This is a genomic window from Saccharothrix sp. ALI-22-I (genome assembly GCF_001984175.1).
Taxonomy (GTDB): Bacteria; Actinomycetota; Actinomycetes; order Mycobacteriales; family Pseudonocardiaceae; genus Actinosynnema.
Window position 1 is genome coordinate 57,133 of the sequence record NZ_MTQP01000042.1, and the last position, 12,572, is coordinate 69,704.

11 protein-coding genes are annotated in these 12,572 nt (G+C 69.4%); 2 read left to right on the forward strand and 9 right to left on the reverse strand.

Annotation, left to right across the window (positions count from 1 at the left end; all coding sequences use genetic code 11):
- Positions 1-37: 37 nt before the first annotated feature.
- The 6 genes from ALI22I_RS06260 to ALI22I_RS06290 form a co-directional block, all read right to left on the reverse strand.
- Positions 38-229 carry an MbtH family protein gene (locus tag ALI22I_RS06260; protein ID WP_077004559.1) on the reverse strand — a complete coding sequence of 64 codons (192 nt, stop codon included), beginning with the start codon at positions 227-229 and terminating at the stop codon, positions 38-40.
- A 470-nt stretch (positions 230-699) separates the two neighbouring features.
- Positions 700-2,172: a leucine-rich repeat protein gene (locus ALI22I_RS06265; protein ID WP_179118119.1), complete on the reverse strand. Its 1,473-nt coding sequence runs from the start codon at positions 2,170-2,172 to the stop codon at positions 700-702.
- Positions 2,169-2,501, reverse strand: coding sequence for a TetR family transcriptional regulator C-terminal domain-containing protein (locus ALI22I_RS06275; RefSeq protein WP_077004562.1), 333 nt, complete (start codon positions 2,499-2,501; stop codon positions 2,169-2,171). The genes ALI22I_RS06265 and ALI22I_RS06275 overlap by 4 nt, the downstream gene beginning before the upstream one ends.
- Positions 2,498-3,976, reverse strand: a complete 1,479-nt coding sequence (locus ALI22I_RS06280) for a cellulose binding domain-containing protein (RefSeq protein ID WP_077004563.1) — start codon at positions 3,974-3,976, stop codon at positions 2,498-2,500. Before ALI22I_RS06280 ends, ALI22I_RS06275 begins: the two co-directional genes overlap by 4 nt.
- A 190-nt stretch (positions 3,977-4,166) precedes the next feature.
- The gene (locus ALI22I_RS50470) at positions 4,167-4,346 is read right to left on the reverse strand and encodes an RICIN domain-containing protein (RefSeq protein ID WP_077004564.1); all 180 of its coding nucleotides are present in this window, start codon (positions 4,344-4,346) and stop codon (positions 4,167-4,169) included.
- A complete protein-coding gene (locus ALI22I_RS06290; RefSeq protein ID WP_077004565.1) occupies positions 4,343-5,029 on the reverse strand; it encodes a glycoside hydrolase family 12 protein in 687 nt (228 codons plus the stop codon). Before ALI22I_RS06290 ends, ALI22I_RS50470 begins: the two co-directional genes overlap by 4 nt.
- Positions 5,030-5,222: 193 nt before the next feature.
- On the opposite strand from ALI22I_RS06290, the gene ALI22I_RS50475 reads away from it, so the two are divergent.
- Positions 5,223-5,507 carry a hypothetical protein gene (locus ALI22I_RS50475; protein WP_077004566.1) on the forward strand — a complete coding sequence of 95 codons (285 nt, stop codon included), beginning with the start codon at positions 5,223-5,225 and terminating at the stop codon, positions 5,505-5,507.
- Here the strand turns inward: ALI22I_RS50475 and ALI22I_RS06300 are convergent.
- Positions 5,485-7,824: an ATP-binding protein gene (locus ALI22I_RS06300; RefSeq protein ID WP_077004567.1), complete on the reverse strand. Its 2,340-nt coding sequence runs from the start codon at positions 7,822-7,824 to the stop codon at positions 5,485-5,487. The genes ALI22I_RS50475 and ALI22I_RS06300 overlap by 23 nt on opposite strands.
- A gap of 321 nt (positions 7,825-8,145) precedes the next feature.
- Between ALI22I_RS06300 and ALI22I_RS06305 the strand changes: the two genes are divergently transcribed.
- The gene (locus ALI22I_RS06305) at positions 8,146-10,479 is read left to right on the forward strand and encodes an ATP-binding protein (protein ID WP_179118120.1); all 2,334 of its coding nucleotides are present in this window, start codon (positions 8,146-8,148) and stop codon (positions 10,477-10,479) included.
- A gap of 150 nt (positions 10,480-10,629) precedes the next feature.
- Here the strand turns inward: ALI22I_RS06305 and ALI22I_RS06310 are convergent, their stop codons facing one another.
- Positions 10,630-11,751, reverse strand: coding sequence for an MSMEG_0565 family glycosyltransferase (locus ALI22I_RS06310; protein ID WP_077004569.1), 1,122 nt, complete (start codon positions 11,749-11,751; stop codon positions 10,630-10,632).
- Positions 11,748-12,572, reverse strand: a complete 825-nt coding sequence (locus ALI22I_RS06315; protein WP_077004570.1) for a carbon-nitrogen hydrolase family protein — start codon at positions 12,570-12,572, stop codon at positions 11,748-11,750. The genes ALI22I_RS06310 and ALI22I_RS06315 overlap by 4 nt, the downstream gene beginning before the upstream one ends.

Consider the following 12,572-nt stretch of genomic DNA (forward strand, 5'->3'; position numbering starts at 1 on the left):
AACCGGCGGCGGACCGGTCGGAGCGAACGTATTAGCGCTACCCCACCAACCGGGCCCGAACGCCCGCCGGTCGCAGGTCGGTCCACACCTGATCAATGTGGGCGAGGCACTCGTCCTTGGTCCCGGACCGGCCGGCATCGGTCCAGCCGACCGGAACACCCTGGTCATCAGGCCAGATCGAGTACTGCCCGGCGTCGTTGCGCACGACGCGATACCCGCGCTCCCCCATTTCTCCCCCTTCGCGGCCGCTTACCCCGATCGCTCCCGGTCAGGTTCCCGCTCGACGCGACCGGGTGATTTGCCGCGCTTCGGAGGGTGCACCACTCGCACAGCCGGAGTCAACCCGTCGACGAGTGGCAAATGGATGAGGCGGTATTTCGCGTTAACAGAGGAACGCGGTAGCGCATTCCACCCTTCGGGTTACCGAACAAACGTTCCCGAGATGCGCGGCATCGTCACCGGGCGCGAGTCGGACCGCATCCAGCGGCGCGGTTCAGGAACCGCGTCCGGTCTCCAGCGCCAGGATCACCGAACAGGGCCGGCCGGGGACGGGCATGTGCCGCACCTGGTCGACGGCATCAACGACCACCGCCGCGAAGAGTCACTTGGGCAGCCTGTGCCGCTCGAAAAGTCACCGTCGCCGGTAGAGCAGCGGGGCGCCACCGACGCGGGGACTGCTCCCCGGATCAGGGTGCGCGATCAGGGCTTGGGACGGACCGCGAGCCCGGGGTTGCCAGACGGCTTGAAGGTTGCCCACGCCACAGGATCGCCGGTGTGGTAGACCGTCGCCATCGGACTTCCGGTGAAGACGTCGGCCTCCTGCCTCGGCGGTGTCGAGCCCAGGTAGACCGCGGTCAGGGCCGGATTGCCCTGGACCGCGCCCGGTCCGAGCCGGGTGACGCCCGGTATGACCACTGTGGTCAGCTTCGCGTTGTTGGTGATGGCGTTGTGCCAGACCGTGGTCAGGCGAGGGGCGTGGACCCATCGCAGGTTCGAGAAGCCGGTGACCGCGTTCTTGTCCATCTCGGTGAGCGCGGGCAGGCGCAGCCCGATGAGCTTGTGGTTCAGGTCGAAGCAGTTGATGCCCAGGTACTCCAGCTTGGGCAGGTTGACCGATACCAGCTCGTGGCTGTCGTTCAACGCGTTGCGACCGAGCCGTCGCAGCTGAGGCGCGGTGAAGTACTGGAGACGGGAGGCGTCGTCGAACGCGAAGTCGTCGACTCGGGTCGCGTTCGGCAAGTTCACCTTGACCAGGTACTGGTTGCGGCGGAAGGCGTCGTGGGCGATGGTCTCGACGCTGGGCAGGTACAGGACGCTGAGCTTGGCGTACGGGGCGTGGCCGAAGGCCATGACGCCGATCGACCGGGCGCCGCGCAGGCTCACCTCGCTGAAGTTGTGGTTGCTGAACGCGCCGTCGGGCACTGCGTCCAGGTCGTCGAGGACGAGCTGCTTGACCCAGGTGTCCCACCAGCCGTTGTGCCAGAGGTAGGGGAACTTGCCGCCCCGGGCCTGCTGGCCCGCGCACGGCAGCCCGGATGCGGGAGTGCACTCCCGTCCACCCTGGATGCTGCGCAGGTTGTAGACGTAGAGCCGGCTGAGGTTGCCCAGGCCGAGGTCGCGGTGCACGCCCTGCAGTGCGGCGAGGTCGCCGTCGGAGAGCGCCGTGCCGCCGGTGAGGTACAGCGCGATCCCGGTCGCCTTGGCAAGTTCCGGTTTGCGTTCGGCCAGGCGGGCCTTGAGGGCGTTCGCGGTGACGTCGTACTGGAACGCGAGGGTCCCCTCGGCCAGTTGGTGGTCACCGGGTTTGCCGGCCCGATAGCTGTAACCGTCGTTGCGGCGCAGATCGGGGTCGTTGGCGAACACCGGATCCGGTCCGGGATCAGCGGTCGGATCCTCGGACAGCGCCCCTTCCGAGTACGGCAGGACTCCGTCTCGAACGGGTCCCCGCCCCACACCTGGAGTGGTGGATGTGGCGGAGACCTGCACCGACGTGCTCGTCGTGGTCGGTGCGCTCGATGCAGCGACATCGGGGGCGGGGGTGGCGAGGTCGTCGACGACGCCGACGGCGGCAGGCGGCTCGGACGAGGTTCCGCCCGAAATGAGGACGACCGCTCCGGCGCCCGAGACGGCGAGGACGGTTCCGACGACGGCAAGGATGGCTTTTCGCTTCACTTGAGCTTTTCCGCCCCTTGCGGTTGCGTGTCGCCGGGCTCGTCCGTCACACCCACGGGCGGCGTCAGCCAGGTTTCGTAGAAGGCGTCGAAGGCGGCGATCATGTCCACGTCGCGATTGTAGAGCCATTGGATCTGCAGGCCGTCCAGCAGCGCGAGAAGGACGGCGGCCGCTTGGCCGGGATCCCGGTCTGCGCGGATGCGGCCCTCCCGCTGGGCTCCACTCAGGTATTCGCCGACCTGCTTGCGCAGCCGTTCGTAGCGCTCGGTGACTCGGTGTGGTCGGAACCGGACCGAACCGGCCCGGTTCCGACCACCACCCCTGATCACCAGGCAAGCGGAAGAGCGGCGATGTAGTTGTTGAGCAATCCGGAGATGATCCGGTGGTCGCGGAGGGAGAAGTGCCAGTCACAGCCGAGCCGGTCGAAGCTCGGGTCTTCGTAGTACCAGTAGCGGACCCGGCTGTCGCCCTGGCTGTTGCGGTCCTTGACGACCTGTTCGGCGGCCTGCGCGAACGCCGGGGTGCTGGACCAGTTGAGGGCGCCGACCACGATGACCGTGTTGGAGCCGTAACGGGTGCGGAGCTTGTCGAGGAAGCCCTGGTACGCGGTCTTGTAAGCGGCGACCAGGCTCTCCGGGGTCCACCGCTCCCCCGGGTTGATGGCGGTCGAGAAGTCGTTGGTGCCCAAGGCGACCACGACCAGCTGCGGCCGCCACGTGCCGGGGTTCTGCCACACGTCGCCGGCGACGTGCTGCAAGCCCCGGTCGTAGAAGGTGCGGTAGTCCAGCTCCGGGCTGCCACCGTTGTAGTTGCGGACCATGCCGAGCCCGGACTGGGCGTTGATCTGGTAGTCGGCGTTGAGCGAACGCGCGGTGAGGGCGCCGAAGTTCTGACTGGCGTTGGTGTTCCGGGCGACCCCGCCGTTGTTCGAGCAGTCAGTCGTGGTGGACGTGTTGCCGTAGCCGACGGTGTTGGAGTCGCCGATGAACTCGATCTGCCGGGTGCGCGCGGTGGGCTTGGCGAGGATCTCGCCGCCCGTCGCGGCGACGAACCCGCCAAATTCGCCTGCGGCCCAGGTGCTTTCGGTGCGCTTGACCAGCCGGACGCTGTGCTCGGCGTTGGTCAGGTTGTTGACCCAGTGGGTGGTCCGGCCCGGCGTGACCAGGGTGGCTGCGGTCGTCCCGTCGATCTGGACTTCGTAGTCGTTGTTGGCGTCGTTGAGCACGACCCCGACCCCGGTGCCGCGGAAACGCCCTTCGAAGTAGACGCCGGGCCAGGTGTACTGCGCGGCGTTCGTGGTGGCCTTGACCCGGCCCGCCGTGTGCGCTCGGGCGAGCACGTCCGGCGGCGGTGTGGAAGTGGTCGTCGTGGTGGTCGTGGGGCCGACCGAACCGGTGCACACCGTGCCGTTGAGCGCGAAGTCGGTGGGCACCGGGTTCGACGCGTTGTTCCACGTGCTGTTGAAGCCGAACCCGGCGCTCGCGCCGGTGCCCAGGGCGCCGTTCCAGCTCACGTTGTCGGCCGTGACCTGCGCGCCGGACTGGGTCGCCTTGGTGTTCCAGTGCTGACCGATCGTCTGGCCCGCGGCGAACGACCAGGTCAACCGCCAGCTCGTGATCGGGTCGCCGAGGTTGGTGACGCTCACGTCCGCGCCGAACCCGCCCCACCACTGATTGGTCACCTTGTACGCGACCCGACACCCGGCAGCCGCCTGGGCGGGAACCGTGGTCGTGATGGCCGCGGCGGTCACCAGCGCGGTGACCGCGACGACGACCGCGGGCCGCACTTTGCCGATGGAGAGCATGAATACCGCCGCATCTGTGTTGATTGACGACAGGACTTTTACCGGACCGAAAGGCCGCGAGTCTCGGACCGCTCCCGGACGACTTTAACGAAGAGGTTGCGCGAGGTGAAGACCCGTTTGGGCCGCCGTATCAATTCGGGTATTCGGCAGCCGCCAAAGCGTCGGACGGTTGCCGAATACCCCGACCGAACTACACGTTCTTGCGTTGCCACTGCTGGTTGGTGCCACCGGTACAGGTCCACTGCACGAGCTTCACGCCGTCCGCGGTCGCGGCGTTGAGCGCGTCGAGGCACTTGCCGCTGTGCCGCGCCGCCGGACGACCCGGCGAAACCGTGCCGGCGGTGGCGACGACGGTGATCCGTGCCGTCACGTGGTGATCGAGAAGCTGTTGGAGACGAAGTCCATGCCACCCGACGCGGAGGTGATCTCGAACCCGAACTGCACGTCGCCGACCGTGACGTCGCCGTACCAGCCGCGTGCCTGGATCCACTTCAGCACCGCCAGCACGTCGACGGTGCCGGAGTTGGTGTTGCTCGTGCGCACGAACGAGAACACGGCGTTGGAGCCGTTCGAGCCCCGGTACACGTCCCACGTGTGGCCGCCGACGGTCGCCGTGGCCTCCTTGGAGCCGATCGGCCCGACCGCGCCCTGCTTGTTCACCCAGATCATGATCTCGTAGGCGTGGTTGTTCGCCCAGATGTCGTAGGCCGTCGCGTACGCGCCGCTACCGGGCCGGGACACGTTGAACGAACTGGAGAGCCTGCCCAGCGAACCGAGCGTGCGGTTGACCATCTTCGCCGAGTGGGGGTAGGACTTGATGCCGCCGGTGTTCGGGTGGTCGGCCCACACACCCCAGTTGCTGTAGGAGTTCGCCCAAATCGACTGCGGACCGACACCGGATCCCCAGACGTTGTTGCGCACGGTGTACCCGCCGTTGGACCACGTGCCCCATTTGTCATTGGACGACCAGGTCGCGGCCTGCGCGACCCCGCTCGTGCCGAGGAGGAATCCCACCAATGCGACCGCGATCGCGGCCGAACGCATCCTGTTCATGACGCTTCTTCCCGGGCGACGTTGCCCAAGTCACCGCACTCGCCCGTCGAAGCGCTTCGATGGCCGGGTGCGAATGTCCCTTGACATGATGTTGGCGTAGGGAACTATCGCAGCCCAATGGGCCGAAGGTCAACGATCGTCAGCCCATCCGGCCGAATGAGACGGACGTTCCCGCCGAAAGTGCGGGTATTCGATGAATTCGATCGCCCCATTCGACTGGCCATTCGACCGGCCATTCGACGGTCAGTCAGCCAGGATCGGCTGGCGCGAGTTCCTCACCGCCCAGGCCCAGGGCATCATCGCGGCGGACTTCCTCCGCCGCGACATCCTGGTCGGCCAACGGCTCCATGCGTCTGCCTTCCTCGAACACGGCACCAGGCGCTCGCGCATCACCGATGTCACCGCCCACCCGACGCGGGCCTGGGACAAGCCCACGCACGACACGTCCCCGCTCCCTAACTCTCTCGTTGTTCGGTGACCCATGTGGCCAGTTGGGTGCGTTTGGTGAAGCCGAGTTTGGTCATGATGTTCTTGACGTGGCTCTCGGCGGTGCGCTGGGAGATCACCAGCCGGGCGGCGATCCCCTTGTTGGTGAGGCCCTCGGCGACCAGGTCGGCAACCTGTTGCTCACGTTGGGTGAGAGTCGTCGTGGTGCCGGCGGGTGACCGCGCCGGCTGCGGCTTCTCGTCCAGGGCGTACCCGATCGCGTCTGTCAAGCCCAGGTCCACGCCGCGCTGGAAAGCGGCCTGGAATGCCTGCTCGCCCAGCGCGTGACGAGTCCGCTGCTCACACTCATCGTGGTAGCCGAGCAGGTGGGGGGACTTCGCCGGGGACGCGCCGATGGCCTGCCAGCACTCCTGCACGGCACCGAGGAGCGTGGCGGCGCGCCGGCGATCCGGCTCGCCGGCCGCGATCCAGGCCAGGGCCTCCAGACACCAGGCGAAGCCGAGCAGGTCGTTGAGCGGGAGTTTCAACCGCAGGCTCTCCCGCACCAACCCGGTCGCCCGCCGGAGGTCGCCCTGCTGCCACAGCGCCAGCCCGAGGACCCACAGCGAGATCGACCGGTACCAGACCTCGCCGCGGGGCTCGGTGATCGCCAGTGCTTCTTCGTGGCAGGCCAGCGCCCGGGCGGGGTCCCCGAGCCCTTCGCTGGCCAGCGCGAGCGCGAGGAGGGTTTCGAGCAGCCGGGGGATGTCGCCCTCGGCACGGTATGTGTCCAGGGCGGCGTCCAGCAGCGCGACCGCGTGGCGGAGGTCGCCCCGGTATATCGCCAGGTACCCGGAGGCGAGCGTGAACAGCGCGCGCATCGAGGCATCACCCAACTGCTCGGCGACCTGCTGTCCCTCGGCCACCAGGGTCGATGTGGCGGCGACGTCGCCCTGGTGCCCGGCCAGCATGCTGTCGACGTAGAGAGCCCGGCCCCGGTCCACGCAGGGCCGCGGCTGCTGGGCCAGGGCACGGTCGAGCCAGTGCCGGCCCTCGCTGAGCAGCCCCCGGCCGAACCAGTACAGGTACAACGATGTGGCCATCCGCAGCCCGACCCCGGCCTGGCCGGGTTCGGTGAGGCAGGACTCCAGTGCGGCCCGGATGTTCGGGTACTCCCGCTCCAGGCGGGCGAACCAGTCCACCTGCCGGGGGCTGATCCACTCGGCGTCCGCGCGCGCCACGAGCTCGGCGTACCAGTCCCGGTGCCGCCGGCGTGGTTCGGTGTTCTGGTCGGATTCCCGCAGCTTGTCCTGACCGTATTCGCGGATGGTGTCCAAGAGCCGGTACCGCACGACGGTGCCGTCGTCCTCGCAGACCAGGATCGACTTGTCCACCAGGGAGGTCATCAGCTCAAACACATCCTCCGACGCCAGGCCGTCCCCGGCGCAGATGCTCTCGGCCGCCACCGGCTCGAAGCTACCGACGAACACCGTCAGCCGAGCCCACAGCCGCTGTTCCGCGCGCGTGCACAGCTCGTAGCTCCACTCGATGCAGGCCCGCAGGGTCCGATGGCGGGCCTGCGTGCCGCGCAGACGAGTCTCCAAGAGCTGGAACCGGTCGGACAGGCGGCGCAGGATCTCCCCCGGCGACAGCACCGGCAACCGCGCCGCGGCCAGCTCGATCGCCAGCGGCAGCCCATCCAACCGGCGACAGATCTCCGCGACCGCGACATCGTTGTCGGCCGTGAGGCAGAACCCGGGCACCACCGCCACGGCCCGCTCCATGAACAGGGTCACCGCCTCGAACCGGGACAGCCCCGGCAGGCTGTGCGGCTGCCGGGGGTCCGGCACCGACAGCGGCGGCACCGGCAGCGTGATTTCCCCGCCGACACCCAGCCGCTCCCGGCTGGTGGCCAGCACCCGCAACCCCGGACAGGACCGCAGCAGCGCATCGACCAGCTTCGCGACCGCGTCCACCACGTGTCCGCAGTTGTCCAGCACCAGCAGCACCTGCCGGGCAGCGAGGTACTCCGTCAGCCTCGCGACCGGCGAGAGCTCCAGCTGCTCGCCCGGCCCCATCGTGGACTGCTCCCGCAACCCGAGGGTGTCGGCCACGGTGTGCGCCACCAGCTCCGGATCCTGCAGCTCGCCCAGCTCGACCAGCCACTCCCCGTCGTCGAACGCCCGCTGCACCTGCGTGGCCACCCGCAGCGCAAGCCGGGACTTGCCGACACCCCCGACCCCCGTCAACGTCACCAGACGGGAGGCCGACAGCACCCGCTTGGCCTCGGCCACCTCGCGCCGACGGCCGACAAAACTGGTCAGCTCCAGGGGCAGATTCCCGACCCTGCCCGGAGCGGTGAGTGACATGACACCTTCACACCGCAACCCACGGCTGCCGCTCGATCTTCAGTGCTCAACCGAACCCACGCTCTGCCACCACGTTAACCGCCGCAGCGCCGACGCACGAAGGGAAACTCCCAGCAGCGACCAAGCACTCCACTCATGTCGAGCCGGAACCATTCGGTTCCTGCATGATCGCGTAGCGGACGTGGCGAGCCTGGAAGTAGCCGCGGACGAGGTGCGGAATCTTGACGTCTCGCAAGTCGGCGCCGCTCCGGTGCCGGCGGTGGCCGAACCGTTGTGGGCACACCCTGCGCGGCGGAGCGCGTCGCACTACCGTTCGGTGGTGTGAGCTCCGTCGTTCGGCAGAGGACGTCGAGCCTTCCGCTGGAGCTGAGCAGCTTCGTCGGCCGTCGGCGCGAGGTGGACGAGGTCAGGCGCCTGCTGTCGTCATCCCGTCTGGTGACCCTCACCGGACCCGGTGGGGTGGGCAAGACGCGCCTCGCCCTGGAAGTGACCAACGCGGTGCGCAGGGCGTTCCCGGACGGCGTGGTGGTGGTCGAGCTGGACCAGCTGCGCGATCCCGAACTGGTGCCGAACTCGGTCGCGGTGGCCGTGGGCCTGCGGGAGAACGCGGACCGCACGACGGTCGAGCTGATGATCGAGTACTTGGCTTCGCGCCGGTTGCTGCTGGTCCTGGACAACTCGGAGCACCTGGTCGACGCGGTCGCCGAGCTGGCCGCCGAGTTGTTGCAGCGCTGTCGGGAGCTGCGGATCCTGGCGACCAGCCGGGAATGGCTGGGCATCCAGGGTGAGGTCGCCCTGCCGGTGCCGCCGCTGACGCTGCCCGACCCCGACCTGCCATTCGCCGACCAGGACCTGATCCGCGCCGAGGCGGTGGCCCTGTTCGTGGAACGGGCGGCGTCGATCCGGCCCGGTTTCACCGTCGGCGAGCACAACGGCGCGGCGATCGTGGAGATCTGCCAGCGCCTCGACGGCCTCCCGCTGGCGATCGAACTGGCCGCGGCACGCCTGCGCGCGCTGTCGGAGAAGGACATCCTCGCCAGGCTGGCCGATCAGCCGCACCTGCTGACCACCCGGCTGCGGCACGTGCCCGCGCGGCAGCAGACGTTGCGGGCGTGCATCGAGTGGAGCCACGGCCTGTGCTCCCCCGAGGAGCAGTTGCTGTGGGCGCGCCTGTCGGTGTTCGCGGGCGCGTTCGAGCTGGACGCCGTGGAAGAGGTCTGCGCGGGTGACGTGCTGGATGTCGGTGACGTGGTGGAGCTGCTGGCGTCCCTGATGGACAAGTCGATCCTGGTCAGGGAACAGCACGGCGACATCGTGCGGTACCGGATGCTGGAGACCATCCGCGAGTTCGGCATGGAGCAGCTGGAGCGGACCGGTGAGCGCGCCGACCTGCGCCGCCGGCACCGCGACTGGTACCTGGAGCTGGTGGAACGGGCCCAGGCGGACTGGGTCAGCCCCAAACAGGTCGAGTGGTTCGGCCGGCTGGACCGGGAGCACTCGAACATCCAAGCGGCCATGGCCTACTGCCTGGGCGAGCCCGGCGAGGTCGAACCCGCGATGCGAATGCTGGCGGCACTGTTCCACTTCTACTGGTGGGGCCGCGGCTGGACCAAGGAGGGCAGGTTGTGGCTGTCGCGCGCGCTCGACCAGCCGAGCCCGCCGACCGCCGTCCGCGCCAGGGCCCTGCTCACCGACGGCGCGCTGGCGCTGGGCGCCGGGGACATGGAGGGCGGCCTCCGGCGTCTGGAGGAGGCCGAGGGCATCGCCGGCGGCCTGGACGACCCCACCATCGACGCCCATGCGCGCTGGGTGTCCGGGTGCGCTGTGATGTACAGCGGTGACCTCCCCGGCTCGATCGAGATCCTCGAACGAGGGCTGGCCGTGCTGCCGCCCGGGGTCGACCTGCCGATGCGCCTCAACATGCTGCTGGGCTGTGCGATCTCCTCGGGACTGCTCGGCGACTCGGACCGCGCCAACGCCTGCCACGAGGAGTCACTGCGGATCACCGGTTCGGCCGGCGAGTGCTTCCACCGGTCCTGGGCCCTCTGGGCGCTCGGCCTGTTCGCGATGCAACAGGGCGACCACAACCGGTCCGCCGAGCTGTACCGGGAGAGCATCCGGCTGCGCCGGGACCTCCGCGACCTCACCGGGTTCGGTTGGTCGGTCGAGTCGCTGGCGTGGACGGAGGCGGCGTTCGCGCCTCCCGAGCGGGTGGCGACGCTGCTCGGCATCGCGGACCGGCTCTGGGAGATCATGGGTCGGCCGCTGGAGACCTACCAGCACCAGTACCCCCACCACGTGGACTGCGAGCGGGTCGCGCGGGAACGCCTCGGCCGCAAGCGGTTCGAGGCGGCGTTCGAGCGCGGGCGGGTGATGAGCACGGACGATGCCGTGGCGTTCGCCCTGGGCGAGGTTCCCCTGCAGACGGCGACCGTGCCGACACAGGCGCCGCGACTGCTGACCCGCCGCGAGTGGGAGATCGCCGAACTGATCGCCGAAGGCCTGACCAGCAAAAATATCGCCACCCGACTCGTCATCTCCGTGCGCACCGCGGAAACCCACACCGAGAACATCCTCACCAAACTCGGGTTCACCTCCCGCGCGCAGATCGCGACCTGGGTCGCCGAACAACGTGCCAAGCACGTGTCCGGGTAGGGCGGACCGCCCGTCACCGCTGCCCGACGGCGTGGTCCGGCCGCCCGTTCACCATCGGATTCGTGCTGCTCACCGTGGCGGACCCCTGGGTACTTCACGCCGCCGACGTGGCCGTATACACACTGCACAGCCGGCCCCAGGTCGTGTGTCCTACACCCGGAACGGGTGTGTCCTCCGTTCAGGCTCCCCGGGTTCAACGCTCAGAACGCCCTGGTCGAGTAGCGAGCGGTAGAACGTGAGGTGGTGTCGGGCCGCCTCCGCCCACGTGTGGCGGTCCGCCAGCGCCCTGCCGGCCTCGGTGAACGCCCCGCCGTCGGCCAACGCATCGGCCAACGCCTCCGCGAACCCGGACGGTGTGACGGCGAAACGCGCCGCACCGTCGAACACCTCCCGCAACACCGGCAGGTCACGCGCCACCAACGGCACACCGGCCGCCAACGCCTCCATGGCCGCCAGCCCGAACCCCTCCTTCGTGGACGGGAACGCGAACACCGCCGCCGACGCCACCAACGACGGCAAGGCGTCGTGGTCCACCGGCCCGAGCACGACCGGCTCCACGCCCGACTCCCGGGCCCGCTCCTCCCACCGGGCCCGGTAGTCCCGGTAGTCGAACAACGTCTCCCCGCCCGCGATCACCAACCGCACATCGGGATGCCGAGCCCGCAACAAGGCGTAAGCGTCCAGCAGGTCGAGAGACCCCTTGCGCGGCTCGATCCCACCCACCGCGAGCACATACCGCCCCAAGTGCTCCCACCCGCGCCGCTCCGCACGGGCGAACCGTGCCGCATCCACTCCGTTGGGGATCACCTCGGCCGAGATCCCCCACCCGTCCCGCAACTCCCCCGCCACCGCCGTGGACACGCACACGTGCGCGACCGGTGACGTCAGAGCCCGCTCGTGGCAGGCCGCCAACTCCGGCGTGGTGAAGTGGTCGATGTGGTGGACCGTCCGCACGCACACGTCCACCGCGTTGGCGCTGATGCAGTCCTGCGCGTGCACGACGTCGAACCCGGACGGGTCGAACGCCTCCCGCAGCACGGCGATCGACCGCAGTATCCGCGCCCCGACTTCCTCACCGTCCACCTCCGGGAACGGCACCACCCGCAACGCCACCCGCCGGTCCACCGGCCGGAAGAACCCGGTGTCCCCACCCCGCCCCAACGTCCACACCGTGACGTCCGCACCGGCGAGAGCCAACGCCTCCGCCAATGCCAACGTGTGCACCACCCCGCCACGCGGCTTGGACGAGTAGGTCAGCAGCGCGACCCTCACGCGTACGCCGCCGGTTTCCGCTCGGCCAGGTGGCTGAGCACCCGGCGCGCCTTGGCGATCTCGACCGGCGGATCGGTCTCCGCCACCGCGATCCCGGCCTTGGACCACGTGCGCGCCAGCACCTCACCACCCGGACCGACCACCTTGGCCTGGCCGAGGAACTTCATCCCGCCCAACGCGCCGGTCTGGTTGGACGACGCCAGCACGACCTGGTTCTCGGCCGCCCGCGCGCAGTCGTACAGGTCGAACAGCCGGGACTGCCGGTCCTGCGCCATCCGCGGCGCGCGGTTGGTGATGCTGGTCGGCCACGCGGACAAGCACGCCAGGATCTCCGCCCCGTCCAGCGCCAACGACCGGGCCGCCTCCGGGAACGTCTTGTCGTAGTCGATGAGCATCCCGAGCCGACCCACGGGCGTGTCGAACGCGGTGAACTCGTCGCCCGCCCGGTAGGCGATGGACTCGCCGGCGGGCTGGTGCACCTTGCGGTGCCTGCCGAGCACACCGTCGCCGTTGACGCACACCGCGCTGTTGTACCGGTCGTCGCCGTCGGCCTCGCAGTACCCCACGCACACCACCATCTCCGCCGCCATCCGCGCGACCTCCCCGATGAGCGGGCCGTCCGGGTCCAACGCGGGCGGCAACGCGTCGGGGTCCGGGTGCCGCAGGTCGGCCAGGTAGCCGCCGAGCGCGGCGTCGGGCAGCACCAGCAGCCCGACGCCGGACCGCCGGGCGTGGTCGATGAGAGTGCCGATGCGGCGCAGGTCGAAGTCGAGGTCGCGGCCGAACGCCGCCGCCGCGGCCCCGATGCGAAGGGTGCTCAC

Bases quoted from the DNA above. Each gene is read 5' to 3' on its own strand.
- ALI22I_RS06300 (WP_077004567.1), bottom strand. From the start codon at position 7,824: ATGTCACTCACCGCTCCGGGCAGGGTCGGGAATCTGCCCCTGGAGCTG.
- ALI22I_RS06290 (WP_077004565.1), bottom strand. From the start codon at position 5,029: ATGAACAGGATGCGTTCGGCCGCGATCGCGGTCGCATTGGTGGGATTC.
- ALI22I_RS50475 (WP_077004566.1), top strand. From the start codon at position 5,223: ATGAATTCGATCGCCCCATTCGACTGGCCATTCGACCGGCCATTCGAC.
- ALI22I_RS06260 (WP_077004559.1), bottom strand. From the start codon at position 229: ATGGGGGAGCGCGGGTATCGCGTCGTGCGCAACGACGCCGGGCAGTAC.
- ALI22I_RS06280 (WP_077004563.1), bottom strand. From the start codon at position 3,976: ATGCTCTCCATCGGCAAAGTGCGGCCCGCGGTCGTCGTCGCGGTCACC.